General features: G+C 39.2%; 16 protein-coding genes and 3 pseudogenes. 8 read left to right on the top strand and 11 right to left on the bottom strand.

The features are described 5' to 3' along the window. The first annotated feature begins 626 nt into the window (after positions 1–626). A complete protein-coding gene (locus HMPREF0666_RS08770; RefSeq protein WP_042856196.1) occupies positions 627–1,775 on the top strand; it encodes an OmpA family protein in 1,149 nt (382 codons plus the stop codon). 723 nt (positions 1,776–2,498) lie between these two features. Next, a complete protein-coding gene (locus tag HMPREF0666_RS08765) occupies positions 2,499–3,263 on the top strand; it encodes an acyl-[acyl-carrier-protein] thioesterase (RefSeq protein WP_009012052.1) in 765 nt (254 codons plus the stop codon). Between the two features lie 305 nt (positions 3,264–3,568). Here the strand turns inward: HMPREF0666_RS08765 and HMPREF0666_RS08760 are convergent, their stop codons facing one another. From HMPREF0666_RS08760 to HMPREF0666_RS08745, 4 genes are all read right to left on the bottom strand, one after another. Beyond that, positions 3,569–5,461 (bottom strand): ATP-dependent DNA helicase RecQ, encoded by a 1,893-nt coding sequence (locus tag HMPREF0666_RS08760; protein ID WP_009012051.1) that lies wholly within the window; start codon positions 5,459–5,461, stop codon positions 3,569–3,571. Between the two features lie 102 nt (positions 5,462–5,563). Continuing rightward, positions 5,564–7,288, bottom strand: coding sequence for a single-stranded-DNA-specific exonuclease RecJ (recJ, locus tag HMPREF0666_RS08755; RefSeq protein ID WP_009012050.1), 1,725 nt, complete (start codon positions 7,286–7,288; stop codon positions 5,564–5,566). Between the two features lie 246 nt (positions 7,289–7,534). Continuing rightward, positions 7,535–8,713 carry an aminopeptidase C gene (locus HMPREF0666_RS08750; protein WP_009012049.1) on the bottom strand — a complete coding sequence of 393 codons (1,179 nt, stop codon included), beginning with the start codon at positions 8,711–8,713 and terminating at the stop codon, positions 7,535–7,537. A 109-nt stretch (positions 8,714–8,822) separates the two neighbouring features. Then, entirely contained in the window at positions 8,823–10,226 is a 1,404-nt protein-coding gene (locus tag HMPREF0666_RS08745) for an aminopeptidase P family protein (RefSeq protein WP_009012048.1), read from the bottom strand. Positions 10,227–10,313: 87 nt separating this feature from the next. Here HMPREF0666_RS08745 and HMPREF0666_RS08740 point away from each other — a divergent pair, with 87 nt between their 5' ends. The 4 genes from HMPREF0666_RS08740 to HMPREF0666_RS08725 all read left to right on the top strand — a co-directional run bounded on the left by HMPREF0666_RS08740 (position 10,314) and on the right by HMPREF0666_RS08725 (position 14,452). Further along, a complete protein-coding gene (locus HMPREF0666_RS08740; protein WP_009012047.1) occupies positions 10,314–11,180 on the top strand; it encodes a patatin family protein in 867 nt (288 codons plus the stop codon). Positions 11,181–11,401: 221 nt separating this feature from the next. Then, a complete protein-coding gene (locus HMPREF0666_RS08735) occupies positions 11,402–12,040 on the top strand; it encodes a DUF4827 domain-containing protein (RefSeq protein WP_009012046.1) in 639 nt (212 codons plus the stop codon). A 90-nt stretch (positions 12,041–12,130) separates the two neighbouring features. Further along, on the top strand, positions 12,131–13,522 hold the full coding sequence (glmM, locus tag HMPREF0666_RS08730; RefSeq protein WP_009012045.1) for a phosphoglucosamine mutase: 1,392 nt from the start codon (positions 12,131–12,133) through the stop codon (positions 13,520–13,522). Between the two features lie 309 nt (positions 13,523–13,831). Continuing rightward, positions 13,832–14,452 (top strand): Type 1 glutamine amidotransferase-like domain-containing protein, encoded by a 621-nt coding sequence (locus tag HMPREF0666_RS08725; RefSeq protein WP_009012044.1) that lies wholly within the window; start codon positions 13,832–13,834, stop codon positions 14,450–14,452. A gap of 357 nt (positions 14,453–14,809) precedes the next feature. On the opposite strand, the gene HMPREF0666_RS08720 is transcribed toward HMPREF0666_RS08725, so the two are convergent. Beyond that, positions 14,810–16,888 carry an outer membrane beta-barrel family protein gene (locus tag HMPREF0666_RS08720; protein WP_009012042.1) on the bottom strand — a complete coding sequence of 693 codons (2,079 nt, stop codon included), beginning with the start codon at positions 16,886–16,888 and terminating at the stop codon, positions 14,810–14,812. Then, a complete protein-coding gene (locus HMPREF0666_RS17655) occupies positions 16,885–17,031 on the bottom strand; it encodes a hypothetical protein (RefSeq protein ID WP_009012041.1) in 147 nt (48 codons plus the stop codon). The genes HMPREF0666_RS08720 and HMPREF0666_RS17655 overlap by 4 nt, the downstream gene beginning before the upstream one ends. A gap of 190 nt (positions 17,032–17,221) precedes the next feature. Between HMPREF0666_RS17655 and HMPREF0666_RS08715 the strand changes: the two are divergent. Beyond that, positions 17,222–17,978: pseudogene (locus tag HMPREF0666_RS08715) on the top strand (helix-turn-helix transcriptional regulator). 9 nt (positions 17,979–17,987) lie between these two features. Here the strand turns inward: HMPREF0666_RS08715 and HMPREF0666_RS08710 are convergent. Together HMPREF0666_RS08710 and HMPREF0666_RS18095 are read right to left on the bottom strand one after the other, a co-directional pair. Further along, positions 17,988–18,737, bottom strand: coding sequence for a ThiF family adenylyltransferase (locus HMPREF0666_RS08710; RefSeq protein WP_009012038.1), 750 nt, complete (start codon positions 18,735–18,737; stop codon positions 17,988–17,990). Positions 18,738–18,902: 165 nt separating this feature from the next. Further along, a complete protein-coding gene (locus HMPREF0666_RS18095) occupies positions 18,903–19,091 on the bottom strand; it encodes a transposase (RefSeq protein ID WP_009012037.1) in 189 nt (62 codons plus the stop codon). Between the two features lie 276 nt (positions 19,092–19,367). Here HMPREF0666_RS18095 and HMPREF0666_RS18460 point away from each other — a divergent pair, with 276 nt between their 5' ends. Then, a complete protein-coding gene (locus HMPREF0666_RS18460) occupies positions 19,368–19,499 on the top strand; it encodes a hypothetical protein (protein ID WP_255346425.1) in 132 nt (43 codons plus the stop codon). A gap of 50 nt (positions 19,500–19,549) precedes the next feature. Here HMPREF0666_RS18460 and HMPREF0666_RS16620 read toward each other — a convergent pair. The 3 genes and pseudogenes from HMPREF0666_RS16620 to HMPREF0666_RS08690 all read right to left on the bottom strand — a co-directional run. Next, positions 19,550–20,135: pseudogene (locus HMPREF0666_RS16620) on the bottom strand (cysteine peptidase family C39 domain-containing protein); the annotation flags it as partial. Next, positions 20,135–22,294: an outer membrane beta-barrel family protein gene (locus tag HMPREF0666_RS08695; RefSeq protein WP_009012035.1), complete on the bottom strand. Its 2,160-nt coding sequence runs from the start codon at positions 22,292–22,294 to the stop codon at positions 20,135–20,137. The pseudogene HMPREF0666_RS16620 and the gene HMPREF0666_RS08695, both read right to left, overlap by 1 nt. Positions 22,295–22,515: 221 nt before the next feature. Further along, positions 22,516–22,971, bottom strand: a pseudogene (locus HMPREF0666_RS08690) (IS30 family transposase); the annotation flags it as partial.

The following is a 22,971-nucleotide window of genomic DNA, read 5'->3' as shown; positions in this document are numbered from 1 at the left end:
TTTAAGGGACCTAAGCAGTGATGCTACGGGTCCCTTTTTCTTTAGTAAACATCTTATCCTTCAAGATTGTGTCTTCTTATATTTGTCGTTGAGGGCTGAATAGATATTGTTTCTGTTATCTTGCTAATAGCTTCTCATTAGCATGCAAGCAATCTTCTAACAACAGGTAGAAGGCTATTATAGCTATTTGTTGCTTGGCGTTACGAGTTAGCAGGATTCATTTCAACTTATAGAATCATATTTGTAGTGTGTTCGCATGATTGTAGAAAGTCGGAGGTAGAACTTTCGATAGCTGTAAGTGATACAAACGATAAGGGCCTGTTCGAACCACTTTGTGGACTTCCAATAATTTTGAAATATCGCTTTCGGTATTGAAGAGGGTTCTCCCTACAATATATGTGATATAGCCCCATTGTTTCACATGTTATTATGTTACAATAAGATAAAAGATATATAACATTGTTCAATATTTCCATCTTTATGGTTTCTTATGCTCATAATATAGGGGCCTGTGCATTTTTTATCTAAAAAAATTTGGCTGTCTCATTATTTTTTTATTACTTTGCAGCGAGTTTAAGACACTGACATTATAGATTTTACAAATATTAATTAATTCAGAGAAAACAATGAAAAAGTTAGTTTTAATGTTGGCAGCTGCTTCTATGGCAGCTTCAGTTTCTGCTCAGACAGTGGCAGAAAGCAAGGCATTTGACAACGTCTACGTTGGTATTAACGGTGGTGTTGCAACAAAGACAACTGGTCACAAGTGGTTGAGCGACCTCGATCCAAACGCTGGTATCCGTATCGGTCGTTATTTCACTCCAGTATTCGGTCTGGCTATTGAGGGTAATGCATACTTCTCAAACAAGCCTTGGGTTTCTACAGGTACTGTAGTTCGCGCTACAAACGCAAGCTTGCTCGGTACTGTAAACTTGAGCAACCTCTTCGGTGGTTACAAGGGTGAGCCACGTACCTTCGAGGTTAGCGCACTTTATGGTCTTGGTTGGATGCACGTATTCACAAGCAACAAGGCATTCAAGGATGCTACTGCTGACAACCGTAACCGTATGACTTCTAAGGCAGCTCTTGATTTCGCTTTCAACTTCGGTTCAGAGAAGCAGTTCCAGTTCTACGTAGAGCCTTCTATCAATTTCGCATTCTTGGGTCAGTCAAAGAACAAGGAATTGGTTGCAACTGGTAATGCTTTGAATCCAGTAGCTTTAGCTGATCATCAGGAGTATGGTTACAAGGCAGCTTCACAGGCAGGTCAGCCAGCTTACAACATCAACAACTCATTCGTTCAGTTGAATGCTGGTCTTGTTTACAAGTTCAAGAACTCTAACGGTACACACAACTTCACAATCGTTACTCCACGTGACCAGGCTGAGATCGATGCTTTGAACGCTCAGATCAACGAGCTCCGCAACCGTAAGCCAGAGGTTATTACTAAGGAGATTGTTAAGGAGGTTCCTTCTGTTAAGGTTAAGGAGTTCACTGTATCTGACCTTGTATTCGTAACATTCGCTCAGGGTAAGTCTGCTCTTACTAAAGAGGCTAAGGCTGCTCTCAACAACGTTAAGGAAGGTGTTCACGTTCAGGTTGTTGGTACTGCTTCTCCAGAGGGTTCTAAGGAACTTAACGATCGTCTCTCACAGGCTCGTGCTGACGTAGTTGCTAACTACCTCAAGGGTCGTGGCGTTATCGTTGACGAGGCAACTGGTAAGGGTGTACAGGGTGTAACTTCTAACCGTCTTGCAGTTGTTTACGTAAAGTAATCTAAACGAGTAGGTTAAGAAGGACAATCCTTCAAACAATAACAATAAGGGATGCATCTTTAAGGTGCATCCCTTTTTATTTTGCTTTTTCGTTATCAACTTACTGCTTGTCATATAGTGTGTTCTCTGTGAGAAACATAACACTTAACATCTACCATACATGTCATCTTATCAAGTGGGAAAGTTCTTTTTCCATAGAGGAACACTGAATTTTGCACGCAAATAGAATCTATATATAGGGCCTATCCCTTGTCTTAACGTAAACTTTTTTGACTGTCAAGAGAGTAATACATGGTCTTTAAGATAGAAGAAGAGGCCTAACAGTATTCTAGAACATGCTCTTCTTGGGTGATGAAGACGCCCTTCTTGCCTCAAGAAGGGCATCTTCTTTAATGTAATTTGTAATATGTTGATATAATGTGTGTTATGAATTTTATCTGAAAGGATATTATACCCCAACATAAGGGGTATTCTGCTCGACTATGTGTAATGATTTTTCTTAATCCTATTAATCCTCATGAAGAGTGAGGTTAAATGTTTGACCTGTTCCCTAAGAAGTGGAGTATGCCTTCTTTAGATATAACGATTCATTTCTACTAAGGGCAACTACGAGTCTTCAGATTTTCTTGCTTACATAGAATATTATGACAATTTTTCCGTTATAATAATAAGTTAGGCATTGGTAAATGCATAAAGTAAATGTTCGTGTAAGATAAGTGTAATATGGAAAAGTTATCAAAGATAGGAAGATATGAGTTTTTGGCTGAGCCGTTTCATTGCGACTTTTCCAATCATTTGTTTATGGGTCACTTAGGCAATCACTTGTTGAATGCTGCTGATTTCCATAGTAATGATCGTGGTTATGGTATGAATTATCTCAATACTGTCAATAAGACGTGGGTGTTGAGTCGCTTGGCTATTGAGGTGATGGACATGCCGAAGGCCTACGATAAGTTTTTCGTAGAGACTTGGGTGGACAGTGCTCTGAGGTCTTTTACAAGCCGTAACTTTAAGATAGTCGGGGAGTCTGGGCATGTTTATGGTTACGGAAAGAGTGTGTGGGCCATGATAGACCTTGATACACGTCATCCTGCCGACATACTTGCCGTTCGTGGCGGCTTAATAACTGAGTATATAGAAACCGAATACCCTTGTCCGATAGAAAAGTCTTCACGTGTGAAGCTATCAGTTGGTGCAACTCCAATCCGTTCAATCGACACTTATTATAATGATGTAGATATCAATGGGCATATAAACTCAGTCAAGTACATAGAGCATGTATTAGATTTGTGGGACGTAGCTTGGTATAAGCAGCATTGTATCAGGCGTTTTGAGATAGCATACGTAGCAGAATCTCATCAAGGAGATAGACTCCACTTCTATCAAGAGGGTCGGGATTCAGATACTGATTTTAATGTTAGAATAACCAAGAGTAATAGAGACAGCGCAGAAGTAGAGGTTTGTCGTTGTAGAGTTCAGTTTGTTTGATGCCAATCAAATATTAGTAGAACCAACGAGAAGCTGTTGGTTCTTACTGATGCGAGCCTACAATAAGTAGGCTGTATCTACAAAATAATTTTTCCTGTCACATCTGTCATGCTTTATGAGTATCTAACTAATTAGATTGCAATGAGTTAGTTCTAAATGTTAAAATGACAGCAAATGAATTTAAAATAAAATTGTTATAAACGTTGTATTTCAGCTTTAATTTTAGTCCAATTAGTGAGGACTCCAATAAATCGAGATGTGTTGAGACCTACCACATTAATCCATGTATCAGAAGACCAAATCTTTTAGGGTAGAAGTAAGAAACTTCCATCCAATAGGATTTCCTCTTCCAGAATCATCTCTCGCATAACCTGCTGAACAAGGTCCCAATCATCATTCAGTTGACGAATCTCTGTAATAGCATGCTTATGCCCATCTTCTAAGAGTGTCAGCAGTTGTTTTCTGATTTGTTCTTTCTCGTTCGTATCATCTTCTTTGGTATGCGATAAGCAAACATCACATTGTCCGCAGTCGGTTGATTTACTTTCTCCGAAATAGGATAGTAGCTGTCTGCTGCGACACACTCGTTCATTTTGTGCGTAATTGATAACAGAGTTGATGCGTTTGATAAATTCTTCTTTTCGATTTTCATATACCTCTTTACTAAGAACAACATCAACACCGTCAATACGATCTTGTGTGTAGCTAATAAGTGGTATATTCTTACGAGGGATGAAATTGATGATACGCTTTTTACTAAGATTGGTGAGTATCATGTAGGTTTGGTTTCTATCCAACCCAGCTTCCTGTCCAAGATAACTTTCATCTATGTAGCCATTGTCAGAGAAGAGTCCACCATAATTGCGAAGTAGTGCTGTTACGATATTGTCTTCCTTATCGCTCAGCGAGTCTAATCGGTAAAGTTCATCCCTATTGAGAAGGAAGCGAACACGTGCCTTAGTGTCTGGATTAAGTTCGTAATCAATATATCCTGCTCGTTGAAGGATGGTCAATGCTGCATTAACACGTATGGGAAAATGCTTGAAAGTATTGCAGAATTTGTCAATCGGAAACTCAAATATACATCCGTAGCCACTCCCAACGCCTATCTGATAGAAGTAGGCTAAGTGTTCATAGACTGTTTGGATATAGTCTTTAGGTGGGAAGGTATCTTCGATGCGCTTCTGCAGTGTGCGTCTGTCATTGCCATTATAAAGTAGAACAGCGTATGCCTTATTACCATCACGACCTGCGCGACCTGCCTCTTGGAAGTAAGCCTCCAATGAACTCGGGCAATCAATATGGATAACTACACGTACGTTAGGTTTGTCAATACCCATACCAAATGCGTTTGTAGCAACCATGACACGTATCTTATCAGTCTGCCAGTCGTTCTGGCGTTGGTCTTTAACACCAGGTTCTAAGCCTGCGTGATACCATGTAGCCGAGATACCATGTTCTGTGAGCATCTTTGCAATCTCCTTTGTGCGTTTTCTGCTACGGCAGTAGACAATAGCTGTCTTGGGTAAGGATTGCAGAATATGTACCATCTCGGCATCTTTGTCCTCAGTTTGGCGTACGACATAAGCTAAGTTCTTACGCTCAAAGCTCATTCGGAAGACATTCTTCTCTTTAAATCCTAAGCGGTCTTGAATATCATCAACGACATCTGGTGTAGCTGTTGCAGTTAAGGCAAGGATAGGTGCATTAGGTACTAACTTTCGGATGTTCTCAATCTGTAAGTACGAAGGGCGAAAGTCATAACCCCATTGACTGATACAATGGGCTTCATCAACAGTGATGAAACTCACTTTTATGTGTCGTAGTTTTGTTTGAAAAAGGTCAGACCCTATACGCTCAGGAGAGATATAAAGCAACTTTATACCTCCAAAAGAGCAGTTATCCAAGGTTGATACAATGTCATCATGGCGCATGCCAGAATAAATAGCAGCAGCAGTGATGCCTTGTTGACGGAGATGGTCAACCTGGTCTTTCATCAACGCAATAAGAGGAGTAATGACCAGGCACACTCCTTCTTGGGCTAATGCTGGTACTTGGAAAGTTATGGACTTTCCTCCTCCTGTTGGCATTAGTCCTAAGGTATCCTTTCCTGAACCGATACTCTCGATGATGTCCTTCTGAATACCACGGAAATCAGGATAGCCCCAATATTGATGAAGAATGTCGAGATAAGACATTAAACTACATGCTTTGAACGATGAACATTGAGGTTTGAGCTTTTGGACTTTAGGGTTGATAGTCCTTATTGTTGATACAAATAATACAGATCAATACAATTGTTAGCAATCCTCAGTAGGTCTGATATCTTCTATTTGCAGTTGAACAGATCCACGCTTAAAGACGTTATCTTCAATCGTGTAGGCAATGTCAAACGAGCGTTTTGATTTGATGTAACGGGCTGAAGCACTCTGTCCGAAAGCGATACCATTCATTACGTTGTTGGATTTAGAGTCAACCAGTTCTAACTTGATATGCTCTTGCTCGCGTCCTACAACCTTACTTGTTCCAAAGTCGTAAACATCTAACGTACAGAAGAGTGGTTTGGGATTGCCAGGACCAAATGGGGCAAAGCGTTTCAAATCAGTGTGTAGCTTTTTGGTTATATCCTTAAAGTCGATAACAGCATCGATGTCGAGGATTGCCTCGCGCTGTTCAGGCTCAATGTGCTGTTCTACGTAGGCTTGGAAGCGTTCACGGAACTCCTTTACATCTGCCCACTTCATAGTTAGTCCGGCTGCGTATGTATGTCCACCAAAGTTCAATAATAAATCACGACAACTCTTAATCGCTGCATATACATCAAAACCAGCTACACTACGTGCAGACCCTGTAGCAAGGTTCTCGTCACGTGTTAAGACTACTGTCGGACGGAAATAGATTTCAGTCAGACGAGAGGCAACGATACCTATGACACCTTTCTTCCAATGCTCATCATAGAGGACGATACTTGATTGGTGTTTCTGGCTCTCCAAACGAGCAACAATCTGGTTGGCCTCTTCTGTCATCTGACGGTCTACATCCTTTCGCTGTTCGTTGTATTCGTCAATATGCTTTGCTTGATCGAATGCCAGACTGTATTCTCTTTCAACAAGTAGGTCAACACTCTTCTTGCCATTCTCCATACGGCCGCTGGCGTTAATACGTGGTCCAATCTTGAAGATGATATCGCTCATAGATAATTCACGACCATTCAATCCGCAGATATCTATAATGGCTTTTAATCCAAGACTTGGGTTTTGATTCAACTGTTTCAGTCCGTGGAAGGCAAGAATACGATTTTCGTCTACTACAGGAACTAAATCGGCTGCAATGCTGACAGCACAGAAATCGAGTAGGGGAACAAGTCGAGAAAAGGGGATATTATTGTTCTTTGCAAATGCTTGCATGAACTTAAAACCTACACCACAACCACAAAGGTTTTTGAAAGGATAAGTGTCATCTGGTCGTTTTGGGTTAAGGATAGCTACTGCAGGAGGCATCTCTTCATCAGGAACATGGTGGTCACAGATGATAAAGTCTATTCCCTGTTCCTTGGCATAGGTTATCTCTTCGATTGCTTTGATGCCACAATCGAGGATGATAATAAGTTTAACTCCAGTTTCTTTGGCAAAGTCTATTCCCTTCTTGCTCACTCCATAACCCTCATCATAGCGGTCGGGGATGTAGTAATCGATGTTTGAATAGAATTGTCGTAAGAATTTATATACCAACGCTACAGCTGTACAGCCGTCTACGTCATAGTCTCCGTAGACAAGAATACGCTCTTTATGCCCCATAGCATCATTGAGACGGTCGACAGCAGCATCCATATCCTTCATTAAGAAAGGGTTGATGAGGTCTGCCAACTGAGGACGGAAGAACCGTTTTGCAGCACTCTCCGTCGTTATACCACGACGTATCAGCAGTGAAGCAAGAATAGGGCTAATACCTAACTTCTCTCCTAAGTCTTTAGCTGCATTGTCCTGAGTCTCTGTAGGTGGAATGTAGTTCCATTTAAATTGCATTTTAAGTTGTTTTTATTTCTGTCCGTAAAGGTACAAAAAAAAGCCAAATGAGAATGTTATGTGGCGTATTATTTGGTTCTGTTTTTTTATGATATTAGCCCTATTAGGCTAATTAGCTCAATTGATAATAAAACAACAATCCCGCTCCAATTGCTTAGAGCGGGATTGTTTATGATTTATAGATTGTTGAAATGATAATATCAGTAAGGCTTGTTCTTTGTTATCAATTCAACTTATTTTATTCTTTTAGAGACCCATCTTCTTGCGGATATCCTTAGGAATAGCATTCTTGTTTACCATATAGTCCATGGTGTTAGCTGCGATGAAATTCTTGCTCATATACCAGATACCCTTGTAATCGCCAGTCTCACCCCATGAGTTCTTTACCATGTAATATTCCTTACCATTCTGATCTTTAGCGATACCGAAGATAAGCATACCGTGGTCATCAGTAAGTTCCCAGTTATCGAAACGATCCTGACGCTGCTGCTGTGTAGGAACAACCTCTGGTACGTTTACACCGAGTGAGTCGATGATATCCTTCTTCTTTGCTGCAGAAAGACCGAGCCAATGAGCCATATCACTACCCTTCATGCTCTCAACCTTCTTACCGTCAACCATGTAAGCCAAACCCTTACGAGTGAAGCCAGGCTCACTAACGTCGCCACCCCATGCTACAGTGTAGCCGTTCATGACAGCGTTATCAATGATACGCATCATCTCATCCATTGGGAGGTTATAAGACAATGGGTTGCGCCAGTTATCCTGTACCTCAACAGCAAACTGTGAGTAGAATGGGTGATGTGTGTAAGAAGTAATGGTTACATAGTCACTCCAGTTCAAACCAAGACTTGCTGCGAAGCTCTTTGGAGTGTACTGCTTGCCTTCGTAAGTGAATGTCTCTGGACACTTGCCAAGATAAGCATCGAGGATACCCTGCAAGCCTTGCTTCCACTGACCTGAAATCTTGTTTGCCTTGTTGCGTGCAATACTATTTACGTATGGCTCTAACAATGAGAAGAACTCATTGAAATTGTTCAATGAATCACCATAGAGTGAGCCTGGGAATGGCATAGCACTCTCTGGACAAATACCATGAGTCTCAAGGGTGTGCAATACATCGTATGCAGAGCCACCTTGAGCAAACTGGCAATCACCATGCAAACGTACTACTTGGATAGCACGTTCCATATATGTCTTGTTAGCTACAAAGCTCTCGCAAAGATCGTAAGTCTTACCAGTCTTCTTCAAAATCTCAGCCTCAAAATAACTGAGAGTTGAATAGTCCCAACACGTACCAGAACGGTTCTGGTCTTTAATACTTGTAATTGGATTCTGCTTTACTACTGTGAAAACAGGCTTGTTTGAGGTTGCACCCTCTTTCTTGTCTGCGGCATTAGCACCTAACGCAAGCAAAGCGAACAATGCTACTACTAAAGTTTTTTCATAAGTTGTTTCTTATAAATCGGGTTGCCGTTGTGAGTGATACTCTTGCGGCAACCTTGATGTAAATATTAATTAAAATGTTTTATTACTATCGGTTTGCTGCAATGAAATCTTCAACATCCTGTGGATGATAAGGAATAATATCCTTGCCAATGAAGCGGCAACCATCCTTGGTGATGAGAAGATCGTCTTCAAGACGAATACCTCCAAAGTCCTTGTACTCATCCAACTTATCGAAGTTGAGGAAATCAGCACAATGTTTCTTTGCACGCCATTCATCAATCAATGCTGGGATAAAGTAGATACCTGGTTCATCGGTAACAACAAAGCCTTCTTCCAAGCGTCGACCCATACGTAGACAGTTTGTTCCAAACTGCTCAAGGTTAGGACGTGTCTCTTCATCAAAGCCAACATTAATCTGATCGAATGACTCCATGTCATGAACATCCATACCCATCATGTGACCGAGGCCATGAGGCAAGAACATAGCATGAGCACCAGCAGCAACGGCAGCATCGGTGTCGCCCTTAGCCAACCCAAGCTCTTTCATTCGGTCAAAGAGAATGCGGCAGATTGCAAAGTGAACATCCATATATTTAACGCCAGGCTTAGAAAGCTTCAATGCTGCATCGTGGCACTCTTCTACCACCTTATAAATCTCCAATTGTCTCTGAGTGAATTTGCCACTTACAGGGAATGTACGGGTATTATCAGAGCAGTAGTGGTTGATGGTTTCAGCACCACAATCACAGAGAGCAAGGCGACCAGCCTCCAATACAGCCATTGAAGGATTACCATGCATAATCTCACCATGCTGGGTGAAGATAGTAGGGAATGATACCATTGAGCCGTATGAGTTGGCAATACCACTAACCTGACCACCGACGAACAGCTCTGTCACACCAGGCTTGCCCAGTATCATTGCAGTAGTGTGCATCTTATGTCCAATAACAGCAGCACGCTCCAGTTCTTCGATTTCTTCCTGTGTCTTTACAGAACGCATCTTAACAATCGCATGAATAAGGTCCATGCTTGCTGACTCTTTCTGCTGGTTTGGGTGGATACCAAAAAGATCAAAGATTTGAATCATGATGTCGGCACGATAAGGTGGTAAGAAATGAACCTTACGATGCTCTCTTAGTGCATTGTTGCAGATAGTCTTCAATCCCTTCATGTTGACGGTGTTAGCTACGCCAACAGCGTCTGCCATATCTTTTACAGAGTCAACACTACCATACCAAACAATGTCGTCAATATCAATATCATCGCCAACGAGAGTCTCGGTGTCATTGTCAATATCAATAACACCAACTAATCCGTCACGTTTTTGACCGAAATAATAGAGGAATGATGAATCCTGACGGAAAGGATAATATCCATTCGCAGGGAAGTTTGCAGGCGACTCGTTGTTGCCAAAAAGGATAATAATACCTTTCCCAACAAGCTTCTTTAGCTCTGCACGGCGCTTTACATAGGTTTCTTTGTTAAACATATTTCAATTATTAGTTGGTTTGATTGCAAAGATAGTTATTTTTGTTTGAAAGTTATTAACTTTGCAGTTGTTTTTTAACGAGATTTTATGCAAATAGATAGGAATACAGGCTTAGTGTTAGAAGGGGGAGGCATGCGTGGCGTCTTTACCTCTGGTGTGTTGGATGCTTTTATGAAGTATAAGCTTTATTTTCATTACACTGTTGCTGTCTCTGCAGGAGCGTGTAACGGCTTGTCGTATGCCAGTCGTCAGCCACGTCGTGCACGCATCTCTAACATTGATATGCTTGCCAAATATGATTACATAGGATTGCGTTATCTCGTTACGCAGGGATGTATCTTTGATCCTGAATTACTCTACCACCGTTTCCCTTATGAGATTATTCCATTTGATTATGAGGAATATTTCCGTAATTGTAAGAATGGTGATGTATTTGAAATGGTGGTCACAAACTGTCAGACTGGTTTTGCTGAGTATCTTACGGAGGCATCAGGAGACAAACAGATACTCAATGAGTTAGCACGAGCATCTTCAAGTCTTCCTTATGTAAGTAAGATGGTTACGATAGATGGTAAGGATTTATTAGATGGTGGGATTGTTGACTCTATTCCTGTTCTGCGTTCTATAGAAACAGGACACACTACCAATGTCGTTATTAGTACGCGTAATAAGGGTTGGAGAGATACCGGACGTGATTATAAACAGCCTAAGTTTATCTATCGTAATTACCCACGTCTTCGGGTTGCTCTTAGCCATCGAATAGAAGCATATAACCGTCAGCTCGATTTGGTAGATGAGTTAGAAGAACAAGGGAAGATACTTGTTATTCGTCCAGTGGCACCAGTAGTTGTCGGACGGATGGAGAAAGATGTAGAGAAACTTGAAGCGCTATATGAAGAAGGGTTCCGTTTGGGAGAAGAGTTTGTGAAAGAGAATCTTCCTCAACTACTCTGACATCAGTCCTTTCCGTACAATGACATAATGATGCTAACCTTACATGATTAAGGTGACCACTTATAAATGATTAAAAAAAGGTAAATACTGTTGTATTCTTTTCGTCATTCTAAAAGGATTAGACAGATATATTGAATAGATTAATATATTTTCTTGTTACATATTTCCCCTTTCTAAATACTTTTCTTATCTTTGCACAATATATTAAAAAGAAAGCATAAATGAAGAAGATAAATTTTCTCCTTGTAGTGTTGGCAGTGGTGCTGGCATTTAGTTCATGTAATAAGTCTGAGACCTATGCAGACCAATTAGAGCGAGAGAACGATGCTATTCACGCATTTATTGTTAAGAAAGGAATAAATGTAATTACTGAAGCGCAATTCACAAAACAAGGGAACACGACAGACACAACAAAGAATCAGTATGTTCTCTTCCCTAATACAGGTGTTTATATGCAGATTGTTGAGAAGGGAACTGGCGAAGTGATTAAAAAAGGAGAGACTGCGACTGTCCTCTGCCGTTTTACCGAACGTAATCTTCTTAGGGACACTGTTCAGTTGTCAAATCAGTATCTTGTCTTTGGACCGAAGGTTGATAAGATGTCTGTAACAAACACAAGTGGTACTTATACAGCTTCCTTCGACCCTTTGTCAAGTGTGATGTATGAGGTTTATCAGAGTACTTCTGTTCCTAATGGTTGGTTGGTTCCAATGCCTTACATCGGTTTGGGAAGATTAGTTAGAGCAGACTCAAAGCTGTCACACGTAAGACTTATTGTTCCTTCACAGCAAGGACAGATTAATGCTTCACAATCTGTTTACCCTTGTTTCTATGACCTTACTTTCCAACGAGGACTTTAATACAATGTGGCGAGGGGGATTAGAAAGACGAGAAAGAACAACAATATAAGAAAACAATAAGGGCGATACCCTTCAAACATATTTCTAAGTATGACGCTTATAAAATCTATTTCCGGCATCCGTGGTACTATCGGAGGTCGTGCGGGTGATACGCTTAATCCGCTGGATATTGTTAAATTCGTTTCTGCTTACGCAACTTTCATTGCTCGCAAGCACCCAGGAAAGAAATTAAAGATTGTTGTTGGTCGCGATGCACGTATCTCTGGACCAATGGTAAAAAATGTGGTATGCGGTACGCTGATGGGTATTGGCGCAGATGTAGTGAATATCGGACTGGCTACAACACCTACCACAGAGTTGGCTGTACGCATGAGTGGGGCAGATGGTGGTATTATTATCACTGCTTCTCATAATCCACGCCACTGGAACGCTTTAAAACTTCTGAATGAGGAGGGCGAATTCCTTACAGCAGCTGATGGTGCTGAGGTCTTGGATATTGCAGAGCGTGAGGACTTCGTTTATGCAGATGTAGATGGTCTGGGTAGTTATACTGATGACGATTCATTTGATGAGCGCCACATAGAAGAGGTGATGAACCTTGAATTGCTCGACCTTGAGGCTGTTAAGAATCGTAAGTTTCGTGTCGTAGTTGATTCTATCAATTCTGTTGGTGGTATCATTCTACCTAAGCTTCTTGATCGTTTAGGGGTTGAATATAAGTTCTTGAATGGTGAAGCAACAGGTGACTTTGCTCATAATCCAGAACCTATCGCAGCGAACCTCACAGGTATCATGGACGAGGTTGCCAAGGGTGGTTATGATTTGGGTATCGTTGTTGACCCAGATGTCGACCGTTTGGCATTCATTCAAGAGGATGGTAAGATGTATGGTGAGGAGTACACACTCGTCACAGTGGCAGACTATATCCTCGAGCATGTGAAGGGTAATACTGTTAGCAACCTCTCTTCAACACGTGCTTTGCGTGATGTAACAGAGAAGCATGGCGGTAAGTATTATGCTTCTGCTGTTGGTGAGGTGAATGTTACCACAAAGATGAAGGAAGTCGGTGCCGTTATTGGTGGTGAAGGTAATGGTGGTGTTATCTATCCAGAAAGCCATTATGGTCGTGATGCCCTTGTTGGTATTGCGCTCTTCCTTAGTTCTTTGGCACAGAAGGGACTGAAGGCAAGCGAACTTCGCAAGACTTTCCCAGAGTATTTCATAGCAAAGAATCGTATTGACCTTACTCCTGATACAGACGTTGATGCAATCCTTGTGCGTGTGAAAGAACTTTATGGACAGGAGAAGGATGTACAAGTAACTGATATTGATGGCGTTAAGCTCGATTTCCCTGATGCGTGGGTTCATCTTCGTAAATCAAATACAGAGCCTATTATCCGTGTGTATAGTGAGGCTAACACTATGGAGGCTGCTGACGCATTAGGCAAAAAGCTGATGCAGGTGGTTTACGATATGCAATAGATAAAACTATTTACAATGAAATAAAAGAAGATGTCTGATTTTTTTCAGGCATCTTCTTTCAATAGACTTATTGTCTGATATTTAAGAATAAAACGATGTAACGAGCTTCTAATTACACAATCTTTTTTTAGTTTAGAATCTCATAGATAATGTTATTTACTTAAAAAAATATTAGTGTTTTCGTTTTGTTAGATTAGAAGAGGTTGAAATGATGAGTATGCTAATCCCTATTTAAGGCTCTCATCTTTAATTCTTTGATAGTATAAAAAATAGAAAACATGATCTTGTTCCTTAAAGTGCAAAATAACAATGAAAGAAATCTTTTTATGCTCATATTTTGCTGAGGTAGCCGCTCTTTTGCCTCATAGTATCCCTAATTCTTTGCATGGAAAGATAGTAGCATTTATACCAACAGCAAGTATTCATGAAGAATTTAATCAATATGTTGAAGATGGAAGGGAAGCTCTTGTATCTCTCGGATTGACTATAAAAGAATTAGAAATTACACAATGTGAACAGAAAGAGATAAGGGAGGTGCTGAGGAACTGTGACTGTATCTATATCACAGGTGGCAATACTTTCTTTCTTATGCAAGAGTTACGGAGGACAGGGACTGACAGGTTAATTGTTGAACAAGTAGAGGAGGGGAAACTGTATATTGGAGAATCAGCAGGTGCTATGGTCTTTGCTCCTAATATAGAGTATGCGAAGAAAATGGATAATCATCTTTCTATGACACCTGGATTTAATGATTTTACAGCACTTGGTATTGTTAACTTCTATCCTGTTGTGCATTTCAAAAGTTATCCTTTTGAAGAATCAACACAGACAGTCATACGAGAGAACAGACATCTACTCTTAAAACCAATAACGAACAAACAAGCTATAGTTGTCATTGGCGATACTATCTCCATTCAAAGTAAGCGATAATAGTCGCCATTTATGGATGCTTTGTGGCAAGTACTCTTCCCAGATCTCTTCATTTTCAACTCTTGTTTTCTTGCGTCGTATCTCTTTTATTTTTCTTTATTGCTATTCCTGTATAATATATATTCACTACTGTTTGTTTGTACATTGCAATGCGAAATTAATTAATCTTTGGGAGACAGAGGTTTCTCTTTCTTATTTTTATACATTGCTTGTTGATTTTCCTCTCATGGGGGCTTCTCGTCCCCAAATACCTCTGTGTTTTCAGGTATAGATTATTAAGCTACACCAGCACTTGGGATTGCAGTTCTATGTTGAACTTGCGGCATAGAATCAGCTTGCTTAATCCATAAAAATGTTTCATTCCCAGTTATCTTTTGTCTGATGATATTCTTGTATCCCATCTACAGAATTTACTTTTACTTTTTTACCTTTAGAAAAATTCCAAGTAATAGACAGTCCAACATACTGAGTTGAAGAGGTATTTTGATAGGTAATTTTGCTTGTTCCTATTTGTCTATCAAGTTTACGTCTATTGGCAAGAGGAGTAAAGTCAATAGCAAACTGAAGATTATCATTTAAGAATGATTTATAAATTCTCCCATTAACACTATATACTGTATGATAAGTCCTTTCAAGTGTTTGGTATTTTGGTTCAATGCTTGCGTTTAGCATAGCTCCCCATCCATTTATAAATTCAAAGTTATTGTTAAAAGAGAAGTATTCTTTGAAACGGGTCTTGTTATAAAAGGCCGTACCTATTTGTAAATTTTCAGGGGTTATCTCTACACGTCCTGAGAATTTAAAGTTCCACCATTTAGTCGGAGCTTCCATATATTCAGCTCCTATTCCCCAATAAGATTGTCCTGAAATATTAATGGGTTTTGTATAAAGGATGTTAGAATTTTTTTCATCATTAAAGGTTTGCCAATAGATACGGTTATGCGAGTAAGCATAAATAGCAGTAAGCGTTACCTTGTTTCTAAACATAGAAAGACCAACCATTAGCATATCAGACGACGGTGCCTTCAGATTTGCATTACCTACACTATAGTTATATGCATCTTTCCACGTGATAGCTGAAGATATTGCAGAGTAGGGAATGTCACTCATCGTTCGCTTGTAGTTAAGCATCAAACTGTGTTCTTTCCTTTTTCCAAATGGCATCATTATCTGAATAATAGGATTGAAACTCCATTGATTGTTATGTTCATGAATATTGCTGGTCAAATCGCTAAAACCGATATGATTGAGTTGCCAGTTCAAACCTGCACTATATCGGAATTTACTAATTTTTCCTTGTGCTACAGTATAAACAATTGGAGTTACACCGGAGGTTTTCGTAGTCTTTGTACTCGTATTAAAACGATTACTTATATTATTCCCAGAAGGACTATACTGTGAAGATAATAATTGGGCAGATGTTCCAAATTTAAATACAAGTGAACGATTACATGGATACAAAATATCAGCCTTAAATTTCCATAAGTTGAGCTTATTCTGTTCCGTAATATTGTTAGTGTTTTCCTCTTCAATATAATATAGCGAATTATTGTTACTATGTCTATTCAAATAGTCGGTGGTTACTTCTATAGAACTTCCTCTTTTATTTAATGGCATGGAGAACTTGATGGTTCCTTCATGCAGATGAATATTCGCTACCTCGCTAATTGAAGTCCATTCGTTGTTTGCAAACGTTTTAGTTGTTGGCGACGGGTTTGAAGAGGCATAAAGATAGCTTCCGCCTATCTGAACTCCAGATTTGAATTCTTGCGTAAGGCTGATTCGATTCCTGAAATTAACAGAGCTGGAAACTAAACTATTAGACATTAATGATTGTATATCTTGTTCTGCCTGCCATTGCTCTGCAGTTTCCTTTATCTTCTTATGTCCGAAATCCATATTATCATATAGGCTAAGATTCTTATAGCGGGCATTAAAAAGTAATCCTACATCCTCATTTCCAAAGCCACAAGATCGAAACCACTCGGAGTTCCCTATAAAACTACCATAGAAGCCTCCATTTTCAGGACGGCGTAAAGTTATTATAATGCTTCCTCCACTCAACGCTGCATTATTTTCTGCACCAGCAAGGTATTTTACTTCAACCTTATCAATCCTTTCCCCTGGTATCTTGTTAAGTTCAGAAGTGTCAGACAGTTTTACACCATCTACATATATTTCACTAATAGATAGTCCATTTATCTTGAATTTGCCTTCTTCAAATGAAATGTTTGGAAGGAAAGAGAGTATAGAGGCTGCAGGTTTACCTTTAACAATGTTCATTCCTTTGAGATTGGTTATGTATCCGTCTGGTTTATTAACTGTACGAGATGCCATAACAACAACTTCATCAAGGTGCTTTGTTTCTTGGGCTAACCCTGTTGAGCAAAACATCAATAGACAGGGTATAAAACATTTATTTAGATAGTGTTTCATAATTCTGTTGATAAAATTTCTGTAAATGAAGATAAGTGATGGGAGTAATTTTCCCTAACCACAAACTGTGCTATTTCCATCAGACTCGTTTTGTCTGCCATGAAGATAGCGTAGTCCTTAAATGTTGCAATCTGTTTTTCCATAATGCTTTTTGTTTCTTGATTTATACGATAAAAATACTTCTTATCCAAATATCATCTATTACACTTTTGTGTAATTTGGCATCTCTCTCTTTGTTTTTTACACTTTTGTGTATTCTTTTTGCGGTATTCCGCATTAAAAATGTACTTTTGTAGTGAAATATATCAGAGAACCTTAGCACGTTTAGCATATATGACAGACATAAAAGATTTCTTTATAGCATCGAACACCGTGCATAATGCACCAGATTATGATTCAAATGTATTGTCAACATTGATTCATACCGTAGAGGCTTTTGCTCGTGTTACCTATCAGAGTGTTTACTTGATAGACTATTACAGGCAGGAATTTCTTTATGTGTCGGACAACTCTTTGTTTCTTTGTGGACATACGGCAAAAGAAGTCAAGGAATTAGGCTACAACTTTTACTTGGAGCATGTACCAGAGGAAGAACAAAAAATTGCTTGTTGAACTGAACAGCAGTGGGTTTAAGTTCTTTGATACTTTCGACAATGTAGATAAATATCAGTGTTCTATGTCCTATCACTTTCATCTGAAGAGTGGAACAAAAAGTAAGTTGATTAATCACCAGCTTACTCCCATTCTATTGACAGATGAGGGCAAGATATGGATAGGAATGTGTGTAGTTTCTCTATCTTCACATAAAACAGTGGGACATGTAGAGTTCCACAAGAATGGGCACATAAACTATTGGAAATACTCTTTCGAGGGGCATCGGTGGAAAGAATGTGATGGAATATCACTCAAAGAAGAAGAACTTGAAGTGCTACGGTTGTCAGCAGCGGGGCTTACCATGACGGAAATTGCGGACAGAATGTGCCGCTCATTGGACTCCATTAAATTCTACAAACGCCACGCCTTTGACAAATTAGGCGTGACGAATATCACCGAAGCTATTTCAAGAGCTACCTTAAACAAACTCTTCTGAAAAAATAACTTACGGCAAAAGCGAAGAGAGATAGAATTTAGGAAAATAGTTCACAGATTTTCCTGTAGCAAGATTGTACATTGCCGTTGTACACAAGCCTGCTGCAATCCATGATGCTATGGATAGTTGTGGAGGTGGTAGCATTTCGCTTTCTTTTTTATATTGGGTTACAATTTTTTCTAACCACTCTTTAGGTTGATTCCAAAAAGCCCCGTGTCCGGTAACATACTCAGCAACCTTTAATTCAAATCCCTTTGGCTCTTCAGTCAGTTCAGATAAACAATGCCCCAATGGGTCTACAACCGTAACAAAGCCAGCCCAACCAAAGTTGTATGGGTGCAGTACTGGGATTTTTCTTTCTTTGCATATTTCATCAAAGACGAATGGAGTTTTATCCTTAAAGTCCAATGCATTGATGGCTACATCATGCTCATTCAGCATCTCTTCGATGTTATTAGGAGTCAAAAACTCTGTATGGAAATCTATCTGTGCATCAGGATTGATGCTTTGCAAACGCTCAGCCAAACATTCCGCCTTGTATCTGCCAATGTCATTCTCTGTATAGTTCTGCCTGTTCAGGTTGCTTCGCTCTATCTTGTCTCCATCAACGATGGTGATATGCTCGAAACCCAACCTCAAGGCACATTCTGCCACAATGCTGCCAATACCTGCACCACCAAGGAATATTTTATAATCCTTGATGACGCTTTGTTCTCTTTCGCTCACATAGAGCCTGTTTCTGCTGTATCTTTCTTCCATAACGAAATAGTTATTTTAGGCAAAAGTAGATGTAATAATACATATATGCATTACACAAAAGTGTAATAATCAATCACATTGTTGATTATTTTAGATTTTATAACATATTCAGAAGATAACGTAACTATTCAGCGATAACCGATATATACAGTGCATATCAATTTATCAAACCTTAAATAAAGCTTGAATCGTATTATATGGTGTTTTGTCGTGTTTCTTAGCTGTTTCTACAACCGAATGAAGTTCAAGAAAAGCGTCTGCTCCGAAGTCAGAACGAAATGTACAGGAGTTCTTCTGTTTTAATTTTAGCTTGCGTATTCCCCGTTCGCTTCCATTATTATCAGATGGTATCATCGGATTTTCAAGGAATTTGAAAATGTAGTCTCTGCATTTGACCAAACCTTTTCTGAACGTAATAAACTTTTTACCAAGCCGTTCTATATTCTGTTTGAGTAGATTATCCAAACGTTCAATCCATGATACCTTGTCTATAACACCGATTGGATTGGTGTTTCGCTCGTGAATGGGCTCACGGAAAAGATTGGTTACTTCTCAGACCACTCTTGTTCAGTGTTCAACTTTGAGAGATATTGCAGTTCACGGAACAAGTGTGCAAGACAAACCTAATGATTGAGAAAATGGAGTGCAAAGTATGCGCTATGGCGGTCGGTAACGGCAGTCATCCGTTCTAAGCTATCGCTAAACTTGTCTGCCAACACCTTCGACCCTCTTCCATCAGTAGGGAAATGGGCTTCTTTATAGCCTTTATACGAAGACTTAGAGAAGAGAATACTGACTGATCAATACCGCTGAATAGTTACGATTGATTGTGTAAGGAAAGGCAGAATAAGCTGCAGCAGACTGTCAACGAGCAAGTCTAAAACAATTTGACCGAAATACTTGCGATATTGTTCAATGTAACCAAAGAGGAACTTAAACGCTCGTTCTTCTTTAGGTTCTTCGTCCATCTTCTTTTCATAAAACGCTGGAGTAGGTTCTAAGAACATAGCGATACCCTTTATCGCTAACCGTCCGATTGTGTGCTAATCCAGTGCTTCTTGAATTCCTCGAGATTGTATTTTACAAGTCCCTTTGCGGGGTCAGCAATGTAGAATCTATTCTTTTTGACTTTGTACAGTACAACAAAATGATTTTGATTCCAGTGGTGGATACAGGGGAAATGAGCCTCCCAAAGTTTATTAAAACTGATTCTTCCGTTGATAGTTCGTAATCCAAGTTGTAAAGCTGTTTCATTAATACCAAGTCATGAGACTCCTTCTGTGGTTGCAAAGCAAATTTTAGAAAGATATTCTATTCTAAAAAATTACATACCATCGCAAGGCATGCAACTCCACACTCCATCGCATCATTTTGCTTAATAAAAGGGAAGTTATTCATTACATTCTTTCTTTTTCTTCTTCATTAGAGTGTATCTTGTCATGCTGGATTGCATGTTTTGACCCGGTAGAAAAACTAAATGTTACGCTGACAAAGAATTTTCGGGAAGTGAAATCAAAGTCTGTACGGTGCTCAAAGTCACCGTTCTTGAATATTTGTTGACTCTTTCCTCTGCTATTTAGCAAGTCTTTTACGCCAAAATTGATATTCAGCTTGTCTTTCAAACAACTATAATCCCCCTCTATATCTACTCCAAAGTAATCTGATTTCTGAATAAGATAAAGTTGTTTATAATGCCTGATATAGTGTAAATTAGCCATTGCAGTAAGTTGCTTGGACAACCTGAAACGATTAAAACTTGACAGGACAAGCCCAAAGTCATTAACACGTTTGGTACTGTTCCGATAGAAGTTCTCACTTAGTTCGACATTACTTCTGCTATTCCATAGACCATACGTAAAAGGAAATTCTATGTATAAAGCTAATTTCTTTAATTTGCCATCATTTCTTAATGTGTAGCGTGTTTGTCGTTCGTTCATCTGTTCGTATACCTCATTGATTTTCCTATCAATAAAAAGTGCAGATAACGAGAAAACTGATCTTGACTTCAAAACGAATTGTAGTGCTGCATTGTACAGCAATTCGCCTTTCAGATTAGGATTACCTTCCTTATAAGATGTTTCGGACAGATGAAAAACAAATGGATTTACCATCTGATACGACGGACGGTTTATCGATTGCGTATAACTAAGCGACAGGGCATTCCCTTGTCCCATACCTTTTCTCACAAAGAAAGACGGGAAGATATTATTGCCTTTTTGATTGTTATGTAATTGGGTTCTAACTCTTTGTTGGGTATTCCATTCTGTATATTCGTCACGTAGTCCCACTTGAAAATCCCAAGGTCGTGAGGAGTACCTGTACATTCCATATATCGCGTATCGTCGCTCAACATAACAGAAATCATCCCATTGGTCAACATCTTCCGATAACATTCCTCCTAAAGTCGTGTTTCCGAGATATAGCTTATTATCATAATGGATATTGGCATTGATATACTTGGTACCAAGAGTAAAATGATGACGGTTGAAGAACTTTGTAAAATCTACCTGTGTACTACAGATGTTGACGCATTCGAATGAGGGTTGCGATTTAGATATAATACTATCCCCACCTATACCTTGGTTGTATTTATTCTCATACTCGTACAAATCATGTTCTCTTTCTCCTACATAATCTGCAATAAGGTTCAGTTTACTGCCTAGTGTATCTGTTTTCCATTCATAATTTAATGTAACATTATTGGTATTAGACTTTAATGTATATGGTGCATAACTCCTAATACTTGTTTGATAAGGACTATTGTCGGTAATAGTAGAATGAACCCAACAGGCATTGGCATAATCCTTTGAATAGTTGCCCGACCATTCTACGCCTAAATAATGCTTCGGAGAAATATAAAAGTCAAAGCCTAACTTAGGTCTATAATAGAGACTTTTATCTGTAGATTCAGACATACTATTGATGGTAATGTTTTGTCCATAGTCGCTTTCGGATATCTTACTATGACTTGCCGACTGCCCTAACGCCATATTAGCATAAAGAGCAACGTCCCCCCACGAATAGGTTACCCCTGCAAATTCCGAAAATAGATTCTTGCTTTTCCGTTCGTATTCACTGCCCACATAACCTGATAGTCCGTACTCATGTTTCTTCTGACGGTTAATAACAAGAACAGCTGTGCCTCCTTCTGCATCATACCCGGCTGTTGCTTGAGGCAGCAACTCCAAATTCTTTATATCATTACCGCGCAAGGATGATAAATAGCTTTTGAGCTGCGCCCCGCTTAACCTTACTAATTTTCCATTTTCATATATTTTGATGCCATTGCCCATAATGGTAATACCACCTTCTCCATCATAATTTACACCCGGAATCAAATTCAAAATATTAGAAAGAGAACGTGCCTTTAACAATTTACTATGTTCTACACTAACTATCATTCTGTCAGCTTTATGTTGAACAAATGGTCTTTCTGCTAATACAGCTACTTCAGAAAGATTTATTGTATCTGATATTGAGGTATGTTTGTTCTGTGCAAAGCCCGTTAGTGCACATTGCAAAAAACAAAAAGAAAGAATGTATAAATACTTTTTCATAGGGACTTTGGACAATTTACGTCAGGATAATTCCAATTTTTGTACCATCTTCTTACAATATCTATATAACATATATAAGAATATCTAATGGTTGTTTATGCGAATATAGTCTTTTATTCTTTAGAGTGCAAGAATCTTACCTGAAATATCAATGGGAATCTAAAATTTAACAATTAAACCGCCATAAAATGCGGACGTGAATTCAACAAGCAAGTGCAAATTTACTTAATTAGTTCGTAAAAGCAGTCCTGTGGTGTTTTAAAATCTAATTTCTTTCTTGGCCTCATGTTAATTTTCTTTGAATACTTAGTTATTTGTTGCTGGCTGATATGCTCAAAGGTTTCTTTTTTGGCACGTATTGCCTAATTAGTCCGTTAGCATTTTCTATAGCGCCTTTCTGCCATGAAGCGTATGGGTCAGCAAAATATATGGTAACACCAAGGCTTTTGGCTATCATTTCATGACAAGCGAATTCTGTACCATTGTCAGTTGTAATAGACTTGATATGGTCTTTGAAAGGAGATAGTAAGTGTATTACAGTTCGTGCCAGTTCTTTGGCATTTTTCCCCTTCTTTAGTTTTCTCATAAACAACATGTTTGTACTACGCTCTATCAGTGTTACGATGGCACCATGGTTTCCTCTTCCAACAATCGTGTCCATCTCGAAGTCCCCAAAG

Origin of the sequence: Prevotella sp. C561, assembly GCF_000224595.1 — a bacterium.
In the GTDB taxonomy this organism is placed as follows: Bacteria; Bacteroidota; Bacteroidia; order Bacteroidales; family Bacteroidaceae; genus Prevotella; species Prevotella jejuni.
The sequence above is the reverse complement of the archived record's forward strand: the minus strand, read 5'-3'. Positions and strand labels throughout refer to the sequence as shown.

Excerpts from the sequence above, each read along its gene's own strand:
- HMPREF0666_RS08760 (WP_009012051.1), bottom strand. The coding sequence starts at position 5,461 with ATGTCTTATCTCGACATTCTTCATCAATATTGGGGCTATCCTGATTTC.
- HMPREF0666_RS18095 (WP_009012037.1), bottom strand. The coding sequence starts at position 19,091 with ATGATACCATCTGATAATAATGGAAGCGAACGGGGAATACGCAAGCTA.
- HMPREF0666_RS08765 (WP_009012052.1), top strand. The coding sequence starts at position 2,499 with ATGGAAAAGTTATCAAAGATAGGAAGATATGAGTTTTTGGCTGAGCCG.
- HMPREF0666_RS08725 (WP_009012044.1), top strand. The coding sequence starts at position 13,832 with ATGAAAGAAATCTTTTTATGCTCATATTTTGCTGAGGTAGCCGCTCTT.
- HMPREF0666_RS08770 (WP_042856196.1), top strand. The coding sequence starts at position 627 with ATGAAAAAGTTAGTTTTAATGTTGGCAGCTGCTTCTATGGCAGCTTCA.
- HMPREF0666_RS08695 (WP_009012035.1), bottom strand. The coding sequence starts at position 22,294 with ATGAAAAAGTATTTATACATTCTTTCTTTTTGTTTTTTGCAATGTGCA.
- HMPREF0666_RS08735 (WP_009012046.1), top strand. The coding sequence starts at position 11,402 with ATGAAGAAGATAAATTTTCTCCTTGTAGTGTTGGCAGTGGTGCTGGCA.
- HMPREF0666_RS17655 (WP_009012041.1), bottom strand. The coding sequence starts at position 17,031 with ATGGAAAAACAGATTGCAACATTTAAGGACTACGCTATCTTCATGGCA.
- HMPREF0666_RS08740 (WP_009012047.1), top strand. The coding sequence starts at position 10,314 with ATGCAAATAGATAGGAATACAGGCTTAGTGTTAGAAGGGGGAGGCATG.
- recJ (WP_009012050.1), bottom strand. The coding sequence starts at position 7,288 with ATGCAATTTAAATGGAACTACATTCCACCTACAGAGACTCAGGACAAT.
- HMPREF0666_RS08720 (WP_009012042.1), bottom strand. The coding sequence starts at position 16,888 with ATGAAACACTATCTAAATAAATGTTTTATACCCTGTCTATTGATGTTT.
- glmM (WP_009012045.1), top strand. The coding sequence starts at position 12,131 with ATGACGCTTATAAAATCTATTTCCGGCATCCGTGGTACTATCGGAGGT.
- HMPREF0666_RS08710 (WP_009012038.1), bottom strand. The coding sequence starts at position 18,737 with ATGGAAGAAAGATACAGCAGAAACAGGCTCTATGTGAGCGAAAGAGAA.
- HMPREF0666_RS08745 (WP_009012048.1), bottom strand. The coding sequence starts at position 10,226 with ATGTTTAACAAAGAAACCTATGTAAAGCGCCGTGCAGAGCTAAAGAAG.